This window comes from Clostridium sp. DSM 17811, assembly GCF_018861905.1.
In the GTDB taxonomy this organism is placed as follows: domain Bacteria; phylum Bacillota; class Clostridia; order Clostridiales; family Clostridiaceae; genus Clostridium_AD; species Clostridium_AD frigoriphilum.
This window is the reverse complement of record NZ_JAHLDU010000005.1, coordinates 116,812-140,904: the sequence shown is the minus strand read 5'-3', so window position 1 is coordinate 140,904 and position 24,093 is coordinate 116,812. Positions and strand designations below refer to the sequence as shown.

The 24,093-nt window shown below is 35.8% G+C and carries 26 protein-coding genes and 1 pseudogene; 1 reads left to right on the top strand and 26 read right to left on the bottom strand.

Features of this window, described 5'->3' with window-relative positions; genetic code table 11:
• Window positions 1–10: 10 nt before the first annotated feature.
• Both KPL44_RS08890 and KPL44_RS08885 read right to left on the bottom strand, forming a co-directional pair.
• Window positions 11–556, bottom strand: coding sequence for a flavodoxin family protein (locus KPL44_RS08890; RefSeq protein ID WP_216248848.1), 546 nt, complete (start codon window positions 554–556; stop codon window positions 11–13).
• 75 nt (window positions 557–631) lie between these two features.
• Complete coding sequence (locus tag KPL44_RS08885; RefSeq protein WP_216102838.1) at window positions 632–1,012, bottom strand: nuclear transport factor 2 family protein; 381 nt, start codon at window positions 1,010–1,012, stop codon at window positions 632–634.
• 295 nt (window positions 1,013–1,307) lie between these two features.
• Here KPL44_RS08885 and KPL44_RS08880 point away from each other — a divergent pair, with 295 nt between their 5' ends.
• Entirely contained in the window at window positions 1,308–1,655 is a 348-nt protein-coding gene (locus tag KPL44_RS08880; RefSeq protein WP_216248846.1) for a winged helix-turn-helix transcriptional regulator, read from the top strand.
• A 303-nt stretch (window positions 1,656–1,958) separates the two neighbouring features.
• Here KPL44_RS08880 and KPL44_RS25245 read toward each other — a convergent pair whose 3' ends face one another.
• The 24 genes and pseudogenes from KPL44_RS25245 to KPL44_RS08765 form a co-directional block, all read right to left on the bottom strand.
• A complete protein-coding gene (locus KPL44_RS25245) occupies window positions 1,959–2,321 on the bottom strand; it encodes an iron-containing alcohol dehydrogenase (RefSeq protein ID WP_253201681.1) in 363 nt (120 codons plus the stop codon).
• Entirely contained in the window at window positions 2,311–2,634 is a 324-nt protein-coding gene (locus tag KPL44_RS25240) for an iron-containing alcohol dehydrogenase (RefSeq protein WP_253201680.1), read from the bottom strand. Before KPL44_RS25240 ends, KPL44_RS25245 begins: the two co-directional genes overlap by 11 nt.
• Before the next feature lie 5 nt (window positions 2,635–2,639).
• A complete protein-coding gene (locus KPL44_RS08870) occupies window positions 2,640–3,056 on the bottom strand; it encodes a cupin domain-containing protein (RefSeq protein WP_216248843.1) in 417 nt (138 codons plus the stop codon).
• 88 nt (window positions 3,057–3,144) lie between these two features.
• The gene (locus tag KPL44_RS08865; protein ID WP_216248842.1) at window positions 3,145–3,906 is read right to left on the bottom strand and encodes a carboxymuconolactone decarboxylase family protein; all 762 of its coding nucleotides are present in this window, start codon (window positions 3,904–3,906) and stop codon (window positions 3,145–3,147) included.
• A 68-nt stretch (window positions 3,907–3,974) separates the two neighbouring features.
• The gene (locus tag KPL44_RS08860; protein WP_216248840.1) at window positions 3,975–4,874 is read right to left on the bottom strand and encodes a DUF362 domain-containing protein; all 900 of its coding nucleotides are present in this window, start codon (window positions 4,872–4,874) and stop codon (window positions 3,975–3,977) included.
• Between the two features lie 143 nt (window positions 4,875–5,017).
• A pseudogene (locus KPL44_RS08855) lies at window positions 5,018–5,419 on the bottom strand (flavodoxin family protein); the annotation flags it as partial.
• A gap of 219 nt (window positions 5,420–5,638) precedes the next feature.
• A complete protein-coding gene (locus tag KPL44_RS08850; RefSeq protein ID WP_216248838.1) occupies window positions 5,639–5,998 on the bottom strand; it encodes a DUF4405 domain-containing protein in 360 nt (119 codons plus the stop codon).
• Window positions 5,999–6,140: 142 nt separating this feature from the next.
• On the bottom strand, window positions 6,141–7,256 hold the full coding sequence (locus tag KPL44_RS08845) for an alpha/beta hydrolase (protein WP_216248836.1): 1,116 nt from the start codon (window positions 7,254–7,256) through the stop codon (window positions 6,141–6,143).
• 708 nt (window positions 7,257–7,964) lie between these two features.
• Window positions 7,965–9,017, bottom strand: a complete 1,053-nt coding sequence (locus KPL44_RS08840) for an oxidoreductase (protein ID WP_216248834.1) — start codon at window positions 9,015–9,017, stop codon at window positions 7,965–7,967.
• 59 nt (window positions 9,018–9,076) lie between these two features.
• Complete coding sequence (locus KPL44_RS08835; RefSeq protein WP_216248832.1) at window positions 9,077–10,252, bottom strand: MalY/PatB family protein; 1,176 nt, start codon at window positions 10,250–10,252, stop codon at window positions 9,077–9,079.
• Window positions 10,253–10,294: 42 nt separating this feature from the next.
• Complete coding sequence (locus tag KPL44_RS08830; RefSeq protein WP_331702434.1) at window positions 10,295–11,464, bottom strand: MBL fold metallo-hydrolase; 1,170 nt, start codon at window positions 11,462–11,464, stop codon at window positions 10,295–10,297.
• A gap of 230 nt (window positions 11,465–11,694) precedes the next feature.
• Complete coding sequence (locus KPL44_RS08825; RefSeq protein WP_216249025.1) at window positions 11,695–12,867, bottom strand: iron-containing alcohol dehydrogenase; 1,173 nt, start codon at window positions 12,865–12,867, stop codon at window positions 11,695–11,697.
• An 89-nt stretch (window positions 12,868–12,956) separates the two neighbouring features.
• On the bottom strand, window positions 12,957–13,139 hold the full coding sequence (dmpI, locus tag KPL44_RS08820; RefSeq protein ID WP_216248830.1) for a 4-oxalocrotonate tautomerase DmpI: 183 nt from the start codon (window positions 13,137–13,139) through the stop codon (window positions 12,957–12,959).
• A gap of 34 nt (window positions 13,140–13,173) precedes the next feature.
• Window positions 13,174–13,710: a flavodoxin family protein gene (locus KPL44_RS08815; protein ID WP_216248828.1), complete on the bottom strand. Its 537-nt coding sequence runs from the start codon at window positions 13,708–13,710 to the stop codon at window positions 13,174–13,176.
• A 78-nt stretch (window positions 13,711–13,788) separates the two neighbouring features.
• On the bottom strand, window positions 13,789–14,220 hold the full coding sequence (locus KPL44_RS08810) for a MerR family transcriptional regulator (RefSeq protein ID WP_216248826.1): 432 nt from the start codon (window positions 14,218–14,220) through the stop codon (window positions 13,789–13,791).
• Window positions 14,221–14,481: 261 nt separating this feature from the next.
• A complete protein-coding gene (locus KPL44_RS08805) occupies window positions 14,482–15,321 on the bottom strand; it encodes a DUF3737 family protein (RefSeq protein WP_216248824.1) in 840 nt (279 codons plus the stop codon).
• A 205-nt stretch (window positions 15,322–15,526) separates the two neighbouring features.
• Window positions 15,527–16,627: a carcinine hydrolase/isopenicillin-N N-acyltransferase family protein gene (locus KPL44_RS08800; protein ID WP_216248822.1), complete on the bottom strand. Its 1,101-nt coding sequence runs from the start codon at window positions 16,625–16,627 to the stop codon at window positions 15,527–15,529.
• 119 nt (window positions 16,628–16,746) lie between these two features.
• Entirely contained in the window at window positions 16,747–17,361 is a 615-nt protein-coding gene (locus tag KPL44_RS08795; protein ID WP_216248820.1) for a LysE family translocator, read from the bottom strand.
• 76 nt (window positions 17,362–17,437) lie between these two features.
• Window positions 17,438–17,998: a cyclophilin-like fold protein gene (locus tag KPL44_RS08790; RefSeq protein WP_216248818.1), complete on the bottom strand. Its 561-nt coding sequence runs from the start codon at window positions 17,996–17,998 to the stop codon at window positions 17,438–17,440.
• A 49-nt stretch (window positions 17,999–18,047) separates the two neighbouring features.
• Window positions 18,048–20,399 (bottom strand): ABC transporter permease, encoded by a 2,352-nt coding sequence (locus KPL44_RS08785; protein WP_216248816.1) that lies wholly within the window; start codon window positions 20,397–20,399, stop codon window positions 18,048–18,050.
• Between the two features lie 10 nt (window positions 20,400–20,409).
• Complete coding sequence (locus tag KPL44_RS08780; RefSeq protein ID WP_216248814.1) at window positions 20,410–21,171, bottom strand: ABC transporter ATP-binding protein; 762 nt, start codon at window positions 21,169–21,171, stop codon at window positions 20,410–20,412.
• A gap of 34 nt (window positions 21,172–21,205) precedes the next feature.
• On the bottom strand, window positions 21,206–22,549 hold the full coding sequence (locus tag KPL44_RS08775; protein WP_216248812.1) for a phenylacetate--CoA ligase family protein: 1,344 nt from the start codon (window positions 22,547–22,549) through the stop codon (window positions 21,206–21,208).
• Window positions 22,550–22,763: 214 nt separating this feature from the next.
• Window positions 22,764–23,282: a cyclophilin-like fold protein gene (locus tag KPL44_RS08770; protein ID WP_216248809.1), complete on the bottom strand. Its 519-nt coding sequence runs from the start codon at window positions 23,280–23,282 to the stop codon at window positions 22,764–22,766.
• 280 nt (window positions 23,283–23,562) lie between these two features.
• Window positions 23,563–24,078, bottom strand: coding sequence for a flavodoxin family protein (locus KPL44_RS08765; protein ID WP_216248808.1), 516 nt, complete (start codon window positions 24,076–24,078; stop codon window positions 23,563–23,565).
• Window positions 24,079–24,093 lie beyond the last annotated feature (15 nt).

Here is a 24,093-nt window from a genome sequence, read left to right as displayed (position 1 = left end):
TAAAATCTCCTTAAAATAAATCAGCCAGCGCCGCCGCTTTTTTTATACCATCAGTTTTATCAATATCACCAGGATTGAGAACATTGGGAACCAGCACCTCGCCGACAGATTTCCATTTTAGCAAAGCCGCGGTACGCTCGTAAGGAATTCGAACACCGTCCATTACAGATATATCATTTTCCTCACAACAGGTGATCAGAGCGCACTCCTTTCCAGCGATATTCTTACCGCCAACAACAAAGCAGAATAGCTTGTCAATTGCAGCTTTTATCTGCGAAGGCATAGAATACCAGTAAACCGGCATGGTAAAGACGATTGCGTCCGCTTCTTCAATTGCCGGAGCCATTTTGTTAAAGTCATCATCAAAGCTGCATGGCTTTCCAGTCTTGAAGCAAGCTTCGCAGGCGTGACAACCTCCTAAGGTCATTCCAGCCGCATCAAAGCGAGTGATGGTGTGGCCTTTTACCTCGGCAGCTTTAATAAAAGCCTCAGTCATTGCAAAGCTGTTTCCTGTTTTCCGGGGACTGCCGGTAATAATTATAATTCTTTTTCTCATGTTTTATCTCCTTTTTTGTTTTAATTGTTTAGAAAAAGTGGCTGGATGTTTCAACCTAATCACCTTGCCTCAAAATTACTTTTTAATTGTGTTGGAATTCTGGTTGTAAACCTTAGCTACGACCTTCCAGCCGTCCTCCATCTTCATCATCATCAAATAATCAGTGAAGTTGTGTCCGCCCCAGTTATCCTCGATAACCTGTACGATGGCTACGGTTTCCTCGATGGTGAGAACGTCAACACGATAAACATATTTCGGATCAGAACCTGCATTATCTAGGTTGTCGTAGAGATTTTGGATACCGCCGTGCTCCAGTCTGCCGTCCAGATAGCCGAACATTACTGCTTCGTCATAGAAATACGGTTTACAGATTTCACTTTTACCCGTGGCAACAGCCTCGGCAAACTTTCTTGCGGCCTTTTCAACTGCTTCGTAATCGCTAATATTGTTTCTCATGATAAAAGACTCCTTTTTAATAATTTATTATAATAAGGATCATTGATCCAAGTTATCTGATTAGATGTTGTTGACAATTTCATATCCACCAAAAACCGCCCGCATGATTTTTCCAACTTGTATGCCGTCGCCGGAATCACAAATCACGGCACCGTTGTCAGAAAGTTAGATTTGATTGACAACAATGTTTTTATCTACTACGATTATATTGCAAATAGGAAATCAATCAAGTACGCACATCTATGTGCGATACTAACAAAAGCGTTTAATACTTACCAAAAGGAGAGTGTAAAAAATGGGCATAGCATGTATTGCAGATGCTGATCTTGAGAAAACAGGATTCAGCTATACATTGTCCCTTATCAACGGCAAATATAAAATGGTAATTCTCTATTGTCTCATGGAGTTCGAGGTAGTGAGGTTCAATGAGATGAAGAAGTACATCAATACAATTTCATATAAAACTTTGAGTGTGATGCTGAAAGGATTGGAAGCAGATCACTTGATCCATCGGGAGGAATATCCACAGATTCCTCCAAAGGTGGAATACAGCCTAACTGAGCGCGGCAAGTCGCTAATACCGATTCTAGACAGTATGTGTGAATGGGGCGACAATGTCAGATGTTGTAATAAAAAAATTTGATGCAAGAAACCTTATAGGTAAATGTCCAATTTGTGGTGGTAATATTGTAGAGAATTTTAAGGCATATAGCTTGAGCAATGGAAGGAATGTCTTAAACTAACGGGTGAAAGTCTATAGTTGGCAAAAGTTAGCTGGAAATCAAGCAATACAACTTATTAAAAATGGCACATCAAGGTCTCTGATATTTCAGTGTTTTCTTGACATGCCATTTATTATATATTGTACACAAGGATAGGCTGTACCAAAACAACTAGATCACGCCTGCTTTTGATGCAAGTGCGTTACAGTTCATTAACTAAATTATTAAAGACACATTCTAAATATATTTTCAATATCTTTCTGATTCAATGGTTTAAATGCTGGAATCACTCCATCCATACATGCTTTCTTTGCCATAACTGCAAAATTAGATTCATCGATACCGATTTCTGTAAATGTGCTCTTTAAATCTAATGTATTAAATAAAAACTCTTTTACAAGTTCAATGCTCCTCTTTGCAACTTCCATAGGTTCCATTCCATTATCAATTCCAAATACATTGGTACCAAACTGATAGAATTTTGAGACTGTCGCCATATCTAATGTGTACTCCATCCAATGTGGCGTTAAAATAGCAAGACCTAAGCCATGAGTAATATCATAAATTGCAGATAGCTCATGTTCCATTGGATGGCAACTCCATAATATGATTTAACATATCTGCTGCACCAGAAGCAGTCTGAAACTTGCTTACTGTGTAGGTATTGGTAGGATCAAGAAAAGAAACTTTTGGTTGCATTGGTGGGAAAATCAAACCAATCTTGTCCTTTGTATCAGGATTACTAATAACTCCGCCTGCATCCATTTCAGAACCTGTAGCTGCGAGTGTTAGCACGGTAATAACAGGAAGACATTTTTCCACTAGTGTCTTGCCCAACAAAATATCCCAAGCATCTCCATCGTAATAGATAGCCGCTCCAATATATTTAGTTCTGTTCATTTTGCTTATTTTAACTTTCCGTACACTTCATCTGTAACTGCTTCTAACCATTCATTAGAGGCGCCTTCTGCAGGTACTTCCACTGCCAAGTGTGAAAAAGTACTGTCTTTTGCTGCTCCATGCCAATGCTTTACTTCAGGTGGAATGTTAACAACATCACCTGGATGTAATTCTTGTACCTCTTTTTCCCATTCCTGATACCATCCTCTTCCCTCTGTTACGAGAAGAATCTGACCACCATTATGATGAATATGCCAATTATTACGGCATGCTGGTTCAAATGTTACATTTCCAATTGGTACACCAGTAGTCGTAAGCATATTTAAATATGCCTGGCCAATAAAATATTTGGAAAACTTCTCTGGAAGCGGCTCTCCTTTTGAAAAAATTGTATTGTTATTTAATTCCTTATTATTACTCATATTATATAATCTCCTTTTACAATAAAATTTACAACATAATTATTCTACTACTTAGAGTCAACTTCAAGTCAAGTAACAGTTTCAGCTTTTATTTCCCCATCTGAGCAGCTGCATTATTTAGGCAGCTGAGTGCATTAAGACTTCTTGGATAACCTATGAACGGTAGGCACTGTGAAATAATCTTAATTAAAAACTGCTTATCATTACCAATCTTCATATTGGCTGCAGCATGGCTTGTAAGTTGTGACTCACAACCACCCTGTGCGAATAAGAAGCAAAAAGTAATCATCTCGCGCTGCCCATAGTCAAGGCCACTTCGCGTATAATAATCGCCAAAGCAATTATCAGCTAACCAATGATTGATGTGACGTGATTCCTGCGGTCCTGACTTATAAAATTCTTTCATTCCATCTCCAAAGATGTCAACCTGCGCCTGAACTCCTTTTTCTAAACGATTTTCAGTTGTAGTGCTAACCTGTCCTTCAAGTGGTAACTTAATACCTCTTGCTGTTAATACATCATTAGTGCTATGAAGGAATGGAATTACCCTTCCCATTCCAAGGTAAGCTACGGCTTGATATACAATTTCTTTCACTTCTACTGGTGTTACTCCAAAATTAAGTGCAGCAGGTACCATCACTTTGAACTCATCGATACCTTGACAGCCAATCAATGTCGCAATAATTACCATCATTCTAGTACGATCTTCCAAATCATCCTGATTTACAACTTCATCAAATGCAAAGTTATCAAATCGCTCAACAAATTCTGGGTCTGTTTCTAAAAGCTTTGATGCAATGCCTGGAAACATCCTTTCATGATACTCTTTTGAAAAGTCTGTAATTGCCATTTTTAATTCCTCCTTTATTTCTATCCAAAAATGATTTCGAGTTCCTCGATCATAGGCAGAAATAATTCCTAAATTCTATATAAATCATAGTTACGAGTTCCAACTCCAATTTCTTCTGCATATTCTACTGTATGAATTCCATGTCTAGACTCCATTCTCTCAATAAGTGCTTTTCCATCGGTCGCTGCATATACTAGATCAACACATGCTTGATCCAATGCCACTGGGTCTAAAGATGCAAGTATCCCAATGTCATTCATTTCTGGTTTTGCTGGATTAGAATCACAGTCACAATCTACAGATAAGTAATTCATAACATTGATATAAATAATGTTTTCTCCCACATAACTGGCAACAGCTTTTGCAGCTTCAGCCATGGACTCTAAAAAATCATCCTGAGGTGTATTCATTGAAAATCCAGTCTTTTCCTTACCTGCACTATGAATCAGACTCTTTCCCATAGAAGACGCAATTCCTATGGACATATTTTTAAGAACTCCGCCAAATCCACCCATGGCATGCCCTTTAAAATGTGCAAGGTTAATTACAAAATCATAATCTGCAAAATGTGAACCAACCATATCTTCTTTTAGATGTTTTCCTCCAACAACTGGGATACTCATAGAACCATCTGCATCCATGATGTCAACGGTCGCAATCTCTGTAAATCCATGTCTTTCTACAACATGACGATGAGCCAATGTATCTCCACGTCCTCCACCATATGCAGTATTGCATTCTACAATTGTTCCATTAACTAACTGAACCAATGGTGCAATCAATTTTGGAGATAGAAAATAATGACCTCCAGGTTCACCACTTGATATTTTGACAGCTACTTTTCCTGCTGCAATGCGACCTAATGCTTCGTAAATAGCCATTAATCCTTCTGCACTTATATCTTTTGTCATATATACAGAAGCTTGCGTTTGGTTATTACTGTTTTTCTTGTTTAATAATAATTTCATATCATTCTCTCCTTTTAAATAACTGTTCTCTTGCTTCGCATATCATTTAATGTATAAGATTAGTTGATATATTCTTTTCTCTCAGGCAATGCCATTAACTTTTATCAACCAATCTATATATCTTATATTATGCTACGTTAAAATCATCTTATAAAATTAGTAAATGTAGCAGTTTCTCGTTCTGGCATTTCTACACCATTCTTAAGACCAACTTCCTTGCATTTTAAGAAAAATGCCATATTTCTTCCAAGAGTTCTCATAATCTGAAGTCCTTCTATATCCTGTTTTACTTGCTCTGGAGTTGCGCCATGAACCATATTCCAATATTGTGATGAAACAATTGGCATCTGCATTAATCCAAAATACTTATTCAATTGATCAAAGGTTGCAGTTGTTCCTGCTCTTCTTGCTGATATGACACATGCTGCAGGTTTTAAATAGAATGACTGTCTGCCACTATTAAGATCTGCATAAAATACTCTATCTAAAAATGATGTTATAGCACCACCTGCTGATGCCCAATGCACTGGTGATCCAAAAAAGAATAATTTTTATTAGTCGTTTTAGTTTTTCTATTACTCATTGTATTTATCATTTCTTTTCTATATTTTGTATTTCATATTTTCGATACTATATATAGCCTACCACTTAGAGTGCACTCCAAGTCAAGCCCTTTTACTTATGAAATTTATTTGTTAAAACTAATAAGTAATATGTTACTACAATATAGATGCCCATAATTGATAGATAAGATAAGAAAAATCCTATGGTCGACTCGTCAAAATTCCAATAGCTAAAAGTTGTTTGCATGAATAACTTTTAACTGATATCCAAATCAAAAAGGATTTAATTCCATATACCACAATACCAAGTGTTGTGAGACGTTTAATAATTGTTACTATAATATTCTTATCAGTATGCCCAGTTATTTTTGTTGTCATATTAATCAGCATTTGCCAATGCATACCAACATGTACAGACATAAATACTAATCTCCATGTAGCTGCAAATGTATGTAACCCACGTACCGCAAATCCACCACTTATTTCAAGAAATGCAAACACATCTTTTGATATCATAATTCCTGTTATCATCAAAAGTATCATCGGTGATAACATAAGCACATTTACCACTGTGCTTATAATACAGCGCAAATTATATGTTAACTGAATAAAACATAATCATTTACATTCCAAATTAATTAACCATAAAAATGCCCCATAGAGTGACTTTTTTTAATTGTCTACTCTATGGGGTACATTTTCTTTATTTTTTATTCAAGTATTTATTGAAAAACTGCGTGAGTTTATCAAAAGGAATTAGATCTGTTCGATCATAAAGATCAGCATGCCCAGCATTTGGAACAAGATACAATTCTTTCGGTTCAGCAGCTTTTGCATAAGCATCCTTACTGAATTCAATGGAATGAGCCTTTGTACCAGTAATGAAAAGCAATGGACGCGGTGAAATTGTTTCAATATCATTGAATGGATAAAAATTCATGAATTTCATATTGCCCGTAAGCGTCGGCTGTGTAGTTGTATTAGCAGCTCCTCTAGAAGTACGATAGAAATCGTAAAATTCTTTAGCAATTGGCGAAGATTTCGCATCGATTTTTTCCGGTGTACCACTTGTATATTTCAGTTGACCGCCTGCATATTCGATATCACGCTGACTTGCTGCATCTGCGATAATCTTTTTACGCTGCGCTAACGTCTGGCTGTGATTCAGTGCATTACGATTTACACTTCCCATATCATACATGCTGACCGTAGCAACCGCCTTCATACGCGGATCAATTTTAGCTGCACTTATTGCAAAACTACCACTGCCGCAGATACCAATGACTCCAATGTTTCCACGGTCTACATAAGCCAAGGTATCAAGAAAATCAACCGCGGCGCTGAAATCATCCGCATAAATGTCTGGTGATACATTGTTGCCAGGTTCCCCTTCACTGTCCCCCCAGAAGGACATATCATACGAAATTGTTACATATCCCTTATCTGCCATTTTTTGAGCATAAAGATTTGCACTTTGCTCTTTTACTGCGCCCATAGGATGTCCGACAACAATGGCTGAATGTTTTTTGCTTTTATCCAAGTTCTTTGGCACAAACAAATTACCAGCTACCTTCATATTGTAACTGTTGTGAAACGTAACTTTCTGAACATCTACTTTGTCGCTCTTGTAAAAATTGTCTGCACCACGTAACATATCGCCTGCTGGCAGACTCACTGGCAGTTTCTTAACCGCTTTAATTTGTGTCTGTTTCACATGTTGCGCCGCCAAAGCAACTGCAGCACCACCGCCCACAATTGTAAGTGAAAGCCCCAACATAATAGTTTTTGCTAATTTATTACTAAAAAGCTTCATTTTCATAATAATCTCCTCTTTCTTTTATTGATTACATATTTGTTTTATTAATATTCATCTTTTTTTCATTCCTTTATTTTACAATTAATGTCTTAATTTCAAAAATATCACTTCCTTACTTTTCGTGAATTTGATAAGCAATAATTTTTGTGTTTCCATAATATAAGAAATATCTTTGTTGCCTGTTTTTATCGTTATATAATAATTACTTTTCATAAAAGTGCAGACATGATTGATTCAGCAGAACAGTTAATTGCTCGCCTTGGTTTAATATTTCCAATATTTTAAATTGCTCCAAATCTGTCAATTAAATCAGTTCTGTTATCTATGTACTACTACAGTTTAAAGTTTAAAGTTAACTTTAAGTCAAGTCTTTTTTAGAAAATTAATTAAAATATATGTCTGCTTATTTAATGGAAAGACACAAGATATCCTAGATTCTTATATCAGTAAGATACTTTACATTGCTTAAGGCTCTGACTTTTTAGTGTTTACAGAGTTAAAGGCAAAGGCATTAGAACCAAAAATTCTGATGCCTTTGTTTTCATATTACACCAAAACAATTTTATAAAGCTTCCATCAGGAAAAAGTATAAGAGGCTATGTTTTCTTTTTTAGAAAACATAGCCTCTTTTTTTATTGCCTTATGCAAAACTTAAAAAGGCCGTAGGAAATCACTTTCGCCCAAGCCGTGGCGTATGAAAACGCACACGGATTAATGTAGGCTGCTACCTTTAACCTTCGCTTTCAATTGTACCGGACACTTCTCGCCATCTGTAAACCATTTACAGTCACGGCATTCAAAGCATGGCTTGTAATTGCTGTCCTTTAATGACCTTTCGATAAATCTGGCATCAGCTAAAAACGGCTTCCCATATGCAACAAAATCGCAGTAGTTATTTTCAATCAGCGCGTTGCCTCTACCCAGTGTCTTGATGTTATTTACGCAGATAACAGGAATTTTTACATGTTTTTTGACGTATCCGCCAGTATAAACTATTTCATTATACTGAAAATCGGACGGAAGTTCTAGCTTTCTTTCTCCTGGTATACCCGTAGACACATGCAACATATCAATTCCTATGTCCTCAAGTTTTTGTGCAATCTTTACGTCTGCATCCAAGCTATCCCCCCATCCCATTCGATAGGATACGATGAAACTATCTCCAGCGAAGCTCTTAATTCCCTCAGTGATTTCCTTCACTAAAGATAGCCTTCCGTCCAAATCGCCGCCATAACTATCTTGACGCTTATTGGAATGCTCAGATGCCATCATGTTCAGAAAAAAAGAATGTGCTCCATGCAGTTCAATTCCATCAAGGCCAGCCCTTTTGCAAATCTCTGCCCCCCTAATAAACTCGTCTCTAATTTTGATTAAATCCTTTTTAGTCAACTTATTAATATCTCTGGAATTGTCGTCATAAAAACCGAAACCAGGAAGAGCAAGCTGTGCAAAAAAAACAGTTCCGTTCTTATGGTAAGCTTCAGCTAATTCACTCAGATATCCGACATGTTGGTCGGAGTAGACGCCAGCCCCGCCAGATGTACCACCAGCCTTACTTGATGTATTACAGTCAGACGATACGGAAAGTGCTTGACTGATGATTAGCCCAATTTTTTTATCGGCTCTACTCAAATAGTCATTCATAAGTTTTTCACCCATACTTCCCTCATAGCTTGGTAAGCCAAAACGTACAAGAGGAGCCATAACTATCCTGTTACTAAATGATACATTTTTTACTTGAAATGAACTAAAAATATTTGACATATAATCACTCTCCTATAAAATAATTAACGAAAAAAAAAGGGATAACCTATTAGCACCTTTTATTTCAATAAACTTTTATTAAATAATTCAATTCCTTTTTTCAAACGTGCAAGACCGTCTTCAAGCCGTTCTCTTGAACATGCCATATTGATTCGAATAAAGCCTCTTCCAGTTTCCCCATAGGCTTCTCCTTTTGAAACATATAGTCCAGCTTCACTTAGCAGGATCTTGCACAAACATGTTGTGTCCTGTGTAATCCCACTACAGTCAATCCACAACAGATATGTAGCATTGGCAGGCACCAGATATAATTCTGGCAGCTCAGTTTCCATGAACTTCTCTGCAAACTTTCTGTTTCCTTCTATATAAAAGCATAGTTCCTTCAGCCACTCTTCTCCCTTAGTAAATGCCGCTACTGTCGCTTCCATGGCTATTGCATTTGGCTCAGCTATTTCATCTGTATTCAATGCCTTATTCATTTTGTGCCTAAGCACCTCATCTGGAACTACAACTGCTGCGGTTTGAACACCTGCTATGTTGAATGCTTTTGTCGGTGCAATACATGTAATACTATTCTTTGCACATATCTCCGAAACAGATGCAAATGGAATATAATCATGCTGTGTATCTGTCAAATCACAATGGATCTCATCTGAAAGAACAAGAACATGATGTTTATAGCACAATTCCCCAATCCTCTCCAATGTATCTTTGTCCCATATCTTTCCTATTGGATTGTGCGGATTACACAGAATCATCATAGTTGTTTCTGCATCTGTTAGTTTATTTTCTAAATCTTTAAAATCAATACTGTATTGTTTTCCATCGTACAGCAGCTTATTTTCCACAATATTTCTACCATTATTCACAATAGAATTAAAAAATATATTGTAAACAGGTGTCTGCACCAGTACGTTTTCTCCTACTGATGTCATTTTTCTAACTGCACTAGAAACTGCAGGCACAACTCCTGTACAAAAAATCATCCATTCTTTATCTATCTTAAAATCATGCCTTCTTTCCCACCAGTTACTTAAAGCATTGTACCAAACATCTGGTACAATGGTATAACCTAAGATACCCTTACATACTTTTTCCTGAATTGCATCTATTATCTCAGGAGCTATCTTAAAATCCATGTCTGCTACCCACATTGGAAGCACATTTTCATCAACATTCCATTTTAGCGAATTGGTGTTGTGCCTGTCTGTTAATGCTTCAAAATCATACCGCATACTTTATCCCTCCATTCCTTCTAATTTCATAAGCTTGTACAATCATTTTAGTGAATCCCACCAAGTAGAAGGCGTAATGTGAAAATCTGAATCTAATCGAACATTTTCACCAATTTTAGGGGCTAATAGATTTACATCTTCTTTTTTTGCCGCTTTTAATGCTCGTTCTATAGGTTCATTCCAGCCATGATAAGCTAATGAAAATGCTCCCCAATGCATTAACATCATATTCTTACCACTTACATCCAAATTAGCTTGGACAGCTTCTTCTGGTGTCATATGTACCCAAGACCAAAGCCTGTCATATTGACCACCATCCAACAATGTTATATCAAAAGGTCCATATTTTTTTCCAATTTCTTTAAAATGTTTACCATATCCGCCATCTCCGCTATAGTATAAACGTGTTTTTTTTCCAAGAATGACCCAACCACCCCATAAGGTAGAGTTCTTATTAAAAACGCCTCTTCCAGAGTAATGTAAGGATAGAGTCAGCGAAACCTTTAAACCTTGGTAATCCATTTCGTCCCACCAATTTAGTTCTGTAATCTTTTCTTTTGGCACACCCCATCTAATAAGATGATTACCTACTCCCAGAGGAACGAAGAAATGTGCTACCTTGTCCTTTAACTTTACAATTGATTGATAATCTAAGTGGTCGTAATGATCATGTGAGATAAAAACTGCATCAATTGGTGGCATTTTATCAATAATATTGAGCATATTTTCACTATATTTATATTTCTTGCTTCCTGCAAAGGATACTGGTGATGCAACAGGCCCCAGCATAGGGTCTAATAGTATCTTTTTATTATCGATACTAAGTAGAAAAGCAGAGTGTCCAAACCAAGTTACACTGTCTTTATCACTTTCAATTTTATTCCAATCAATCACTGAAACAGGAATTACACCATCTGGTTTTCGATCTTTAGTACCTGAAAAAGACTTCATAATCATTGAAAAATTATCTGATAGACTCATGGCTAAACTTGTCGGAACATCATTAACAAATTCCCCATTCACATAGTTACTAAATTGTTTATAACTATTTTTTTGCTCTTTAGTTGGATTTCCGCCAAAGGATGGTTCTAAATTTAGAAATAATATAATACCAACGCATAGTAATAGTAATATACTTGATAAATATAATATGACTTTTTCCCCCTTTTCCTTTTTATTTTCATTTTCTTCTCCCTTTTTTAATATTGTCACTAACAGATAATTTTACAATTAAAAATAACTGCATGATAGCTGCAGCTATTAAATTTGAGAAGACAATTCCATGTGTCACCTGATATTTTTAAAGAACCAAAGACATACTTCCAAGCTATCTTGAGTTTTAAAAATGGAAGACTAAAGTCATGCCCACTGCCGTTTTTCACCGCGGCAATGGGCTTCTTTCTTATTGTAGTCTTCCAGTATTCTTTTGTTTACTCATAATCTTAAGCCTGAGCATATGCAGTCTTTAAAATTTCTAAGACTTCCTCTGCAGTAAGCACTTTATATCCACCTAAAAGTACAGTTGAATTTGCAATTAGTGGAAGCATTTCTTCTGTCGCACCAAGCTCCTTAAGGCTCGTCACTATACCACATTGTTTTACGAATGTTTCCATAGCATCAATACCTTCCAAAGCAACGTCTTGCTTTGTCTTTCCAGTTTCATCTACACCCCATACTTGCTTAGCAAAGCGAACAAACTTATCTAAACCAAACTGATATATGTATCGGTAATATGGGAATGAAATTGCTGCCAGTCCCATACCATGTGTACAATTTGTATAGGCCCCAAGCTGATGTTCAATCATATGAACTTCCCAGTCTTGTGTTTTACTTAACCCCATAATCGGGTTCATCGCAAGAGTAGAGCTCCACATTAAATTACTTCTTGCTTCATAGTCTTTAGGATCTTTCACTGCAATTTTTGCACTGCTCATAATAGAACGAAGAACTCCTTCAATCATATAATCAGTAGTAGTATCATCTTCACCGGAGAAATAAGTTTCCATTAAATGTGACATCATGTCAAAAATTCCACTTACCATCTGATATTTAGGTAATGTAAATGTATATTCCGGATTCAATATTGAAAATTTTGGATTCACATTTGATGGGAAAACACGACCGATCTTAAGTTTCATATCATCATTTGTAATAACTGATCCACCATTCATTTCGGATCCTGTTCCTGCCAATGTAAGAATAGATGCAACTGGTATTATTTCATTATCTACAGGCTCAAATTTTAACCAGTAACGTGTCCACGCATCACCTTTACAATATGCAGATACCGAAATTGCCTTTGCACAATCAATAACGGAACCGCCACCAACAGCTAAAATAAGATCTACCTTATTCTCACGTACAAGAGCAGCACCTTCCATTACTTTTTCATAAGTTGGATTTGCCATAATTCCGGATAATTCAACGATGTTTTTACCACTTTTCTTTAAGATAGATGCAATCTGATCATAAAGTCCGCTTTTCTTAATAGCACCTTTTCCATAAGCAAGCATAATGGTATCACCACAACTTACAAATTCACTGCTTAAGTTATCTAAAGCAGTCTTTCCAAAATAAACCTTTGTTGGGTTTTGATAAGTAAAATCTAAATTCATTCTTTTCTCCATTCCTGCACATTTTTTGCGCATCGATTAATTTTTATTACTTTACACATTTTATACTTATATAATTCATCAACATAAACTTATTTATCAGATAAAAGCTGTCCCCCAAATCCAATGTTGTCCGACTCATTTTCTTTTATTAGAACAGTAAATGCCTGCTCCGGTACATTCATAATCTTTGATGCTATTGTTGTAAATTCTTTTACCATCTTGCTTTTTTGATCTTTATTCAATTTTCCTGCTTCTAAAGTAATTACTGGCATATTTTTTCCTCCTTCTCTTATTATTAATCCTTATTTATTGTAAAGACTTTCCTAACACATATGCTTGATTTGGAAAATTCGTCTGTTCAATCACTTCTCTAACTGGACACCCTGTCGCAAATAACTTTCCTGCATCATTCCAATTCATAAAGCGAAGTATAGCTTCATAATTTTTCTCCAATGCCTCCATTGTCCAATCATCTGCACCATAAGAAGTAGCCAAAAGCATTGATTTTTTGTTACCTGCCAATTTTTCATTATTAGCATGGAAACGGTCGATAACTGCTTTTATCTGTGATGACATCCCATAATAATATAGCGGCGTTACGAATACTATCATATCTGATTCTATCAATTTTTTATACCATGTGTTCATAACATCCTTTCGTACACACTGTCCATCATGACTTGCACAATAGTCACATGCCAGGCATGGTTTAACCTCTTCAAATGCTGCATCAAAACGAAGTATCTCATGTCCTGCTTCATTTGCTCCTTGGATAAATTTATCTGCGAGCAATGCAGAAGTTCCCTGCTTGTGTGGACTTCCAGTAATAACTGTTATTTTCATATTTATTCCCCTTTCAAATTAAAAATCATATTTTCTTACCCGTTGATTCTTTTTAAACAATAGAATAACTATAAACCCTTAAGTCAACTTCATGTCAAGTGCTTTTTCAGTTTTTTTTCTGTTAGCTTTCCAAACATCTATTAATTCATTTGTAACAGGCTCACACTTTTCTTCATAAGTATCAATTTTATAATTGATTACATCCAGAGTTTCCTGCATATCTTGCATTTTTTTATCTAATCTAGTTTTTGTTTCAATAAGTATTTCTCTTCTTACTTCCTTTGTTGATTCTCCCTGAATAGCAAGATGTATATATTCACGAATATCCTTTAATGAAACTCCTGCTTTTTTAAACCTCATGGCAAACCCAATCCAGTGAATTGACATCTCATCATAATCTCTAATTCCTGATTCATTTCTACGAACCTTCGGAATTAAACCTATTCTTTCATAATATCTTAAATTATCTATAGATATCCCGGTTATTTTCGCAGCCTCCTTTATTACCATTGCTCTGCCTCCTTAAATGTTTTTGTCTACTATTTTGATATTCAAAATAATGTTACCACCTTAAGTCAGCTCTAAGTCAAGTACTAAATATAATTAAACTTTTAAAAAGTGAAAATGTAAATCATTTGCCATGAATACTTACAAATGTATCGGTGTTAGGAATGTTTAACAACATTTCACAAGAAAAGTGGGGGTATCTCACAATAGAAATTACTATCTATTGTGAGATACCCCCTTTAACCTAAGATACCCTTACATACTTTATTTCTCCGTTATAATTTGTGTTTTTTCAGGATCTATTTTAGTTTTATCCATAATTAATTCGCCAATACCCTCTGCCCGTATTATACCAGCAGATGGATTTGTAACACTACCAATAGTACCGTTAATCTGTACATCTACTGTGGAATATTCAAATGCCAGTGTAGTGTTCAATAATTGGCAGTCTTTCATTACAAGGTTGTCAATATAGCATAATCCCTGCAAGCTTTCAATAGTACAGTTTACAAAGGTCACATTCTTAGAATTCCATCCCAAGTATTCTCCCGAAATAAATGAATCATAAACTGTTACATTCTCACAGTTCCAGAATGCATCCTTTGCCAGAATTTTCGCACTATGAATTTCAATATCTTTTCCTCCATCGAAAGCGTAGTTTCCGGCCAGTTGGAATCCATCAATTTTAATATTTGTACTATTCATACCAAAGTAATCCCCTTTGGCTGTTACATTTTTCAAAGAAATCTCATCACAGTTCCAAAAAGTCTCACCAGCATTTTGCATAGTAACATTCTCTAATTTAATACCCTTTGCACGCCTAAAGATCTTCGGTGCTTCAATTATAGTGTTTCTTATTACAATATTTTCTGTATACCAGATTCCCGAACGAGACATTTCAAGAAATGTACTGTCTTCTACTACAATGTTTTTACAGTACCATAATGGATATTTCCATTTAAATATACTGTGATCTATATTAATATTTTGACTCTCCTTTAATGGAGACTCCCCATCAGCAAACGTTGAATAGGAAACCTGTAAATCTTTGCTATTAAATAATGCTCTCTCTCCCTTAAGTATCTGTTCTTTTACTAATTTCATAATTTTATCCTTCTTCCATTTAAAGATAGTGTTAACACTATCTTTATTTTATTTATTTAAAACCTTGCTCTTGCATGGTTTGTAGCTATTTTAAAATATAATACCACTCACGGTAGAAGTCCTTCTTTATCTTAGTAACACCTCTATCATAATGGTTAAAGTTAACTTCATGTCAATGCCTTAATTAAAATTCTTAAATTTTATATTATTCAACATGGAATGTATACACCTTTTTATAATTTTCCCGATGGTAATATCGCACCTCACCACTGCTTTGGTTGTAGACTACACTCCATTCGGTAGATTCAGCATCTTTAAAGTTATGCTTGCTTACGCTATCCATTGCATCACGGACTTCTTCCATGCTCATGGTTGTTGTCTTACTTAGTTGCTTCATTAAAATATCATATCTAGAATGGGATTGGGCTGTTCCAATTCCATTTTTTTCACCAGAAGCTAAATAAAAATTGGTAATTACAGGTGTTTTTGTTACAATCATCTTATTATCAACATATTCCACAACCACACTGTGTCCTTCAGTATCAGCCAAAGCAAAATGCACCATCAACCCCATCGAGGCATGCATATCATGCTGTTTTAAAAGATTTATTGCTTGATCTACATTTGCAGCTTTATCCAGCAACAAACGAATGGCAGTTGTCGTTGTAATATCCGGTTTTTCGGTATTCTGATTGATATTATCAGAATCTTCAATCATCAGCACCGCTGCACTAAGTCCTTTTTCATTCATACCGTCCAGCGGTGCATAAAGCGCTACCATAGTGCGCACTTTCTCTGGCAATTTATCTATGCTTCCTCCATATCCAGCACTGATAAAGTCCATATTCACTGTAGAAACAGAGGCATAGCCGTCTGAAGGTTTTGAAGAAACCACCAATGCATTACATGCCTGCCAATCAAAGTTTCTTCCAAATAAGGCATCGCCCTTGGGACTTTTGACAGATAGCGTACTGCAACCAAAACCTTCAGTTTTAAGTGACAGCTTATCTGCTCTTGAAACCAGATTATTTTGGGTTAAAAATTTAATTACAGCTGTATCAGAAGATGCCCCCCCCTGTTTAAGAAAGCTATCAAATCCATAGTTTCCCTCATATCGAACAGCAGAAAAATAATCTTCCAGCTTTGTTTGCTGCGTAGTAGGCTTTACTACGTTGCCATCATATTTTGGAACATTTACCATTGTGGAACCCTCCTTATTCTTCATAAACCTTATTCCTACGAATCCTGCCAACAAAAATATAGCTAAAAGTACGGATAGTATTAACACACCTGTTTTTTTCTTCATTCTGTATCTCCTTTCTGATCTCAACAATTTGCTTGTTCATTAGCATAATATATAAAAGTCTGAAACCAGTATCTTTAGTAAAAACTATCCACACAAATCATTTCCCAGAATCAGTTCTGTCAAAGCAGTACGCGAATTCCAACCCCCGCTCCTAACATGATAATAATGCTTCCAAGAATGTAGTTCAATCTAACGAACACCTTCCCAGTAATACGATTCCTAAACAACTGAATCATAGCGATAATGAGTCCCCACCAAATACATGTACCAATGAATATTCCTAAACAAAGTCCAAAGCATTGCACAGTGGAGTTAATACTACCGATATGGAATATCGAGAATGCTAAAACAAATGTTATAATCGTTGTCGGATTTGTTATAGCTATCACAAAAGAGGACATAAAGAAAGAAATTATCTGTGAAGTTTTTGCAGTTTCCTTAACAACCGCCTGCTTCTTCAAAATAATACCAGCGCCCATCATGATAACCATAGCTCCTCCCACAAGGCTGATTATGCTTTGATATTTCAGCATAAAACTTGAAAACAATGTCAATCCAAAAACACTAATAAAAGAATATAGGAGATCGGCAGTAGAGCATCCTATTCCAGAGGCTAGGCCTGCAAAAGTACCATGTGTAATTGTTCTTCTTATTGTAAGAGCACCTATCGCTCCCACTGGTACTCCAAAGACAAGACCTATACATATACCCTTCAATAAATATTCAATTTCCATTTCCACCATCCTCTCCTGCCTTACCCCTACTTAACAGAGATACTCTAACCATTGCTTATAAGACAGTTTACAAATGTCATTTTGCAGGACTGATTGAAATGATTTTGTTATCCCATCCCTCTACCACAGCATTGTTTTCTACAGCTTCTTTGAGCCCGTCTATATTCTTAAGTTGTCCTACTTTAGTAAAGTTTCCCTTCACTTTTGCATCCTGATAAAAGAGGATGATTCTGTTAGGGGAAGAATAGTATAATTCCCCTGCTTTTTCCGTAGTAACTGCTTTAGGGTCGGAATCGATCTTATAGCTGCTTGGAATATCATAATACTGCATGACGTTAGAGTCACCAAAATGATAAATCGGCAGATTCCAATCGGCCTGTCCAATATACCTTCCAATCTCTGTTGCAGTATTGTTACTGTCGAGATTTAGGGTAAACTCATTGCTCTTAGGGCCAAAGCGGACCTCCAAATTAGGTAGCTTTCCGCTTGTCTTATCCCCAGATTCTATATTTGATTTGTCAGTGCTGCTTACAGTGTTCGATTCGGTTGCTGCTTTCTGTTCTTTCTGGCTTGTACATCCGGCAAAAGACATCGCTAGCAAAGCAACTAACATTAATGTAAATATTTTCTTTTTCATAAAAATATCATCCTTTCTTTTTTATATATTTTCATGCTTATTAGTTATATTATTTATTGATTAAAGTTGTAATATCTACCTTTTTAATTTTTCTTGAGAAAATGTATGCAAATACCACAAATAGTACGATTATAATGAACGGAATCACTATTCCATTTTCAAATCCAAGTGTCGACTCAAACTTGCTTATACCAAATAATTTTAATAATATGGTTATCACTGGATCAGCAAAAATGCAACTAAGAACAATTCCAATTACCGTACCTGCCGTCACAACAATACCAAACCGCATAACAAAGGCAACTCTTAATTTTAACGATGTAAATCCGATACTTTTGAAAACAGCCATATCTCTCTGTTCTGCAAGTAGCATTTTACTGCTGGTAAGTCCTATTACCACCGAAATAAAGATTGCAACAATTACATACATAAATTTGGTTAAAAGGTGCATGGTACTCACGATTCCATCGAGTCCCGACCAGCTATTTGTATGTACCTCCATATCCACCGGATATTTTTTTTGAAGATATGTTTTAATTTCATCACTCACCGATGAGTTTGCAAGAACATAATGATGACACCATATATAGGAATTAACATTACCTATTTTCGCATAACCTTCTCTGCTCATTCCTATGTTGGCACCCATTTCATTCGCACATTCATAAATACCAGTTACCATATATGTATGACTGAGGGTCCCATTCTTAATAGTTACACTGTCACCGATGCCTGTCCCTAACTCATCTGCTACAAATTCCGTTATGACAATCTGGTTATCTGCACGAATGGTATTACCAGATAATATGTGAAAGCGTGAAGGTTGATCTATTACATTAGCTGTATAATTCACACCATTTACTGTTACTTTCTCCATTGCAATCTCGTATTTATCTTCTATTTGAGAATAAGAAGAAATGATATTCTCGACTGTTTTCATATTCACATTACTAAGAGGCTTAACACCCAGATCGTGGTCAGCAACGCTAAACACATTCATAAGTCCTTCTCCATTTGGTCCAATCCAAGTGTCCATCCTTCCCACTACAGAAACAAAAAACACAAGTAATATTGTGACAATGCCTGTTCCGACATATCGCTTTCCTCCAGATGCAATTTGACGCAAGGCAAGATGAAACGCTAATCCTTCCGACTTAAAAAGTGTATTACTTTTTATATATGATGCATGTCCCTGTGTATTGCCATTTATTGCACGAAGCGGTGATATTTGAACAATTCTCACTGTTTTTATATATATAAATAGTGCAAATACACATAATATGATTACAAAAGTAAGCATACACCATCCATATGGAAGTGTTGTTGGCATAAGCAGACCAGTTGATGTTATAGTAAGTCTTGCTGCCAAATCAATGACATAGATTGAACAGACGAATCCTAAAATCATTCCTGCCACAATTCCTGAAACATATTGTAAAAACTGTAATAACCTCAATTTCCCACTTGTACAGCCTATGCTCTTAAATATACCCATATCTTTATATTCCTGCTCAATTGCATTTGATATACTGTGACCCATGACAATCATAGATATAACAATAAGGATAATAACAAATGTAATCAAAAATCCTGTAAAAATATTTTGTAAAATAAGCATAAATCCATATATTGACGAATCTGAATAAGCAAATTCTGTATATTGGGTAAGTCCTGTATTAGTATTGACAGATTTATTGAATTCTGATGGTGAAAGACTGCTGCTACTTCTCTGGAAAATATGAAGCATTGCTCCATCCCTTCCCAAAATATCGAAATCTGATGTTTTACTAAGGATATCGTTAACGTCCAACAAATCCGCTTCACTTATCAAAAAACTTTTCATGTCTATCATAGAACTGCCCATAAATGGATCTTCAAAATATCCCTTAATAGTAAAAACCTTTTCCTCACCATTACGTGAAAGTTTAAAATGAACCTTATCACCTATCTTCACATTATGTTTTAACTTTAGAGACGGTGAAATGTAAATTTCGCCCTTTCCTACCGCCCTTACATCCTCATGTTCACTTAAGCCGTTATTTAGGAATTTATAAGGATACTTATCAGAATCATACGCAATCAACTGCCCATCGTCATCAGAGTTTATACCGTTTATGCCATAACCTGCAAATACAACTGTCTGGTTCTCTACTTTTTCCACATCCGAAAGACCTTGTATTTTTTCTGTCAGCTGATTCAAATTATCAACGTTACTCACCCACGCTGTCATATCTCCATAACCCATTCTTGACATCTCTTGACTAACGTAACTACTCGAATTGATATATACAGTAAGTGCCATTACCAACGTAACTGACACAGTAAAAATAAGTATAAATAGTCCTGCTATGCTCCCCTTTTGCCGTTTAATTCCAGCTTTCAGCAATGTTATAAAACCCATACTCCACCTCCTACCATTTCATAGAAGCAAGCCAGTTATTAAGCTGTACTTCCCTGTCCTTTCCATCCGATTGTTCATAAGATGGCATTTCTTTTTCGTCCACGATTTTTCCATCCTCAAGATACAGCAGCCTATTACCACGCAAAGCTGCACGTAAATCATGTGTCACCATAATAATGCTTTGTCCCGACTTATTTAATTCGCTTAAGATATTCAATACTTCTTGCGTATTGTTCTTATTCAATGCACCAGTAGGCTCGTCCGCAAACACAATTCCAGGTTCATTAATGATTGCCCTTGCCACTGTAGCCCGCTGTGCTTCGCCTCCTGAAACCTCCGACGGAATTCGGTCCTTTTCATTACCGACATTCATTTGCTTAAACAGTTCTTCTGTTCGTGTACAAGTTTCCTTCGTGCTTCGCTCTTTTCCCAGATACCCGGCAACTGCTACATTTTCAAACAAGGTAAGATTACTAACAAGATGAGTCTGCTGAAATACAAATCCAAAATCATGTGAACGAAGGTTTGCTATTTGCTTTTCACTAAGACTGCTGATTTCTTTCTCTTTATATATCACCTTGCCTTTACTAATCTTGTCCATACCGCTTAAAGCATAAAGTAACGTCGATTTTCCAGCTCCAGAAGCACCCATAATAATAGTAAAATCACCTTCATAAAAGTCGACGCTAACATTATTTAGTACATCCACATGATTTTTTCCTATTTTAAATGATTTACAAACATCCACTGCTGATAAAAGTATTTTTTTCATAATTCACTCCTTTACTCTTATATTAATTACATATTTATTTTACAATCAACCGCTTCTTTCCCGTCTGTGGATCAGGTAAGATTTCTTCTACAAACCGTACATTAAAGCTCACATACTCTAGATGCTTTGTACTCAATATTTCTGCCATATTTTTTAGCATTCCCAATTGAATACTATTTTTCTTTCCTTCATCAGAAACTTCAATCATCATTTCAAATGAATTACAATCTATTTGCCTAAACTGATAATCCAAAAGTCCTTCAACACAAAATCCTTCTATTGCAAGTGGGTGAAGAAATTCGCTATTTCCATCTTTATCTTCAAACCAAATTATATCCTCATTTCGGCCCACGATACTTTCCACTTTATTAAATGGGTAAATACATTTTTCATCTGACTCCTTTAGTAATAACTGATCTGAGATTTTATAACGAATTAAGGGCTGTGCAAAATTGTAAAGTGATGTAAGATACATAGTTCCATCTTCCACCTCAATATAATTCATATCATCAAACAGATACATACCTTCTTCATGATTAGTTTCAACACCCAAAGCCAAAGATTCACTAGCACCATAGATATTCACAACATCTGCATGAAAAGTTTTTTCTATATAATCTCTTAATTTGCAGCAAAGTGGTTCACCACAAGAAATCACCCTAGATACTTTGAGTTGTACTTCTCCCTTTTCCAAAAGTTCTCCAAGAATCTTGATAGCTGATGGATAACCTATAATCATATTGGGTTTAAACTTATGTAAATTTTCTATCCATTCTGCAATAGGCGTCTTAATGTCCAGAAATAATTGATTTGCATGCACCCCTTCTACACCGCTGCTAACTGCCATAGCTCCACCATAACGTCCATCTGTTGCAGCAATATATACAATTCGAGGTCTTTTGAACAAAAGCTTTAATATTTTAGGCATGGACATATTCCAAAAGGCAGCCCTTATAATGCCCAAAAGCATCTGATCCCACGCTTCCTCATCGTATACAAAATACCCCGGTTTTCCAGTACTACCTGAGGAATGCACTACATGATATTTATCCTTGAATTTTATGTGGTCTACAGACTCTTCTTTATCAAATTTTCGTATATCATTCTGATTCAAAACATCATTAGTTACCAACTCATCAAAATGTTTCATAAAAAGGTCTTTATCTATAATTGGAAAAGCTGAAATTGGAAGTGTAGAAATCTGTTCTCTTGTTATTCCCGCTTCTTCGAACGTTCTGTGATAATACTTTGAATTCTCGTATGCATAGTTAAGCAGTTTCCTTAACTTTTTATTTTGTAAACTTTTAATTTGCTCTATGGTCTTCACTGTATTTCCTTTTAACTTGTACAAATTCCATAATAATTTAAAATACTTCATTAATTCCTCCTATTTAAATCATTCTTTTTTAAGCTTCATAACAAACTCAATCAAATTAATTGACATCTCATCATAATATATAAAATAATATTACCACCTCAAGTCAGCTCTAGGTCAAGCGCTAAATGTAATAAACTTTTTGAATTTTCAATCTTTTCCGCATATAACTTTAGATACCTTATAACTCTAGCTAACATAAAGAAAACTAAGACTATTACTTCGCCAAATCAAAAGTAACCTTAATATTACCATCACCAACAACTTGTACAAAGCTGGCCGCATCATCAATATATCCAATACGAGTATATTTATAAGAACTGGAGAAGGTTTTATAGAACGCCACTAGACAGTTATCGCCGTAAAGCATTATATCTCCTGCATGAATTTTTTCCGGTTGCTCAGAAGCTGTAGGAAGCGTATTCGATAAATTATAGTATTTTTCATTGCCGTTTAGTTCGCTCATGTCAACTGTGAGCGGAAATTGCTTAACTAACGCCTTCGTCGTTTGGTTATTATAAAGCTTTGCCGAAAATTCCTTGTTCCCCACCGTAACGATCAAATCTATCATCGTTAATGTCTTTGATGCGGTGCCATTATCTGTTTGTTGTGTAGAATCACTTTTTGGTGCTTCTTGTTTACTGACCTGATTGTTTTCATTCGTTTCACTATTATCGCAGGCAGTAATGGAAAAACATAACATAATCAGACATATTATCGAAATTACTTTTTTCATGTTCAATATCCTTTCTGTGTAAACTAAAATAATAGCATTTTGCTACGATACACAATACATTGCCACAAATCAATCATCGCCACCCAATCTAAAATAAGATTAAAACAACAGAATTACTCCTGTCTGGATACTATTATTGAGTTCTATATAATCATACATCTTAAAGTTAACTTTAAGTCAATGTTTCTTTTTTAAATTTTTTTTATCTATACAAATAAAGAAGTATCTTTAAATAACTAAGATACTTCTTTATTTGTATTTTTCCTTACGAAACTGAACTTTACAGAGCTTTTCCAAATATCTTCATATCAGCAAACATTTCGGCTGATTTGTTGTTCCCGCCATATACCGTCTTAATTCCTTTGTCCTCGGCTTCAAAGTAATTAATTACACGTTTATACTGCTGTATTGCAGGATCATAAACCCCTGGAGCACCAGAGCTTAAAAACAATGCTGTCTGTGAAACTTTACGCGGTTTTCCAGTTGCGTAGAAACGTGTGAGGGCAGACTGTAACTGACCGGTGATAGAGTGAAAATAAATTGGTGAAGCAAATACCAGCATATCTGCTGTTTCCAATTCTTTATAAACTTCACCCATATCATCTTTCTGCACGCACTGACCATTCCCACGAGTATGGCAAAATTCACATCCAAGGCATCCGACAATTTTCTTTTGTCCAACAGGTATGATATTCACTTCATGCCCCTTTTCCCGTGCACCTTCTGCAAACGCATCCACCATGGCTGTTGTGTTACCGTTTAACCTTGGACTCCCGTTTAAAACTAATATTTTCATACAATCAATCCTCCA

Bases quoted from the DNA above. Each gene is read 5' to 3' on its own strand.
- KPL44_RS08795 (WP_216248820.1), bottom strand. From the start codon at position 17,361: ATGGAAATTGAATATTTATTGAAGGGTATATGTATAGGTCTTGTCTTT.
- KPL44_RS08870 (WP_216248843.1), bottom strand. From the start codon at position 3,056: ATGAGTAATAATAAGGAATTAAATAACAATACAATTTTTTCAAAAGGA.
- KPL44_RS08805 (WP_216248824.1), bottom strand. From the start codon at position 15,321: ATGAAATTAGTAAAAGAACAGATACTTAAGGGAGAGAGAGCATTATTT.
- KPL44_RS08780 (WP_216248814.1), bottom strand. From the start codon at position 21,171: ATGAAAAAAATACTTTTATCAGCAGTGGATGTTTGTAAATCATTTAAA.
- KPL44_RS08880 (WP_216248846.1), top strand. From the start codon at position 1,308: ATGGGCATAGCATGTATTGCAGATGCTGATCTTGAGAAAACAGGATTC.
- KPL44_RS08865 (WP_216248842.1), bottom strand. From the start codon at position 3,906: ATGGCAATTACAGACTTTTCAAAAGAGTATCATGAAAGGATGTTTCCA.
- KPL44_RS08810 (WP_216248826.1), bottom strand. From the start codon at position 14,220: ATGGTAATAAAGGAGGCTGCGAAAATAACCGGGATATCTATAGATAAT.
- KPL44_RS08785 (WP_216248816.1), bottom strand. From the start codon at position 20,399: ATGGGTTTTATAACATTGCTGAAAGCTGGAATTAAACGGCAAAAGGGG.
- KPL44_RS08835 (WP_216248832.1), bottom strand. From the start codon at position 10,252: ATGCGGTATGATTTTGAAGCATTAACAGACAGGCACAACACCAATTCG.
- KPL44_RS08790 (WP_216248818.1), bottom strand. From the start codon at position 17,998: ATGAAAAAGAAAATATTTACATTAATGTTAGTTGCTTTGCTAGCGATG.
- KPL44_RS08860 (WP_216248840.1), bottom strand. From the start codon at position 4,874: ATGAAATTATTATTAAACAAGAAAAACAGTAATAACCAAACGCAAGCT.
- KPL44_RS25240 (WP_253201680.1), bottom strand. From the start codon at position 2,634: ATGAACAGAACTAAATATATTGGAGCGGCTATCTATTACGATGGAGAT.
- KPL44_RS08800 (WP_216248822.1), bottom strand. From the start codon at position 16,627: ATGAAGAAAAAAACAGGTGTGTTAATACTATCCGTACTTTTAGCTATA.
- KPL44_RS08770 (WP_216248809.1), bottom strand. From the start codon at position 23,282: ATGAAAAAAGTAATTTCGATAATATGTCTGATTATGTTATGTTTTTCC.
- KPL44_RS08825 (WP_216249025.1), bottom strand. From the start codon at position 12,867: ATGAATTTAGATTTTACTTATCAAAACCCAACAAAGGTTTATTTTGGA.
- KPL44_RS08765 (WP_216248808.1), bottom strand. From the start codon at position 24,078: ATGAAAATATTAGTTTTAAACGGGAGTCCAAGGTTAAACGGTAACACA.
- KPL44_RS08885 (WP_216102838.1), bottom strand. From the start codon at position 1,012: ATGAGAAACAATATTAGCGATTACGAAGCAGTTGAAAAGGCCGCAAGA.
- KPL44_RS08890 (WP_216248848.1), bottom strand. From the start codon at position 556: ATGAGAAAAAGAATTATAATTATTACCGGCAGTCCCCGGAAAACAGGA.
- KPL44_RS25245 (WP_253201681.1), bottom strand. From the start codon at position 2,321: ATGGAACATGAGCTATCTGCAATTTATGATATTACTCATGGCTTAGGT.
- KPL44_RS08815 (WP_216248828.1), bottom strand. From the start codon at position 13,710: ATGAAAATAACAGTTATTACTGGAAGTCCACACAAGCAGGGAACTTCT.
- dmpI (WP_216248830.1), bottom strand. From the start codon at position 13,139: ATGCCAGTAATTACTTTAGAAGCAGGAAAATTGAATAAAGATCAAAAA.
- KPL44_RS08840 (WP_216248834.1), bottom strand. From the start codon at position 9,017: ATGTCAAATATTTTTAGTTCATTTCAAGTAAAAAATGTATCATTTAGT.
- KPL44_RS08845 (WP_216248836.1), bottom strand. From the start codon at position 7,256: ATGAAAATGAAGCTTTTTAGTAATAAATTAGCAAAAACTATTATGTTG.
- KPL44_RS08775 (WP_216248812.1), bottom strand. From the start codon at position 22,549: ATGAAGTATTTTAAATTATTATGGAATTTGTACAAGTTAAAAGGAAAT.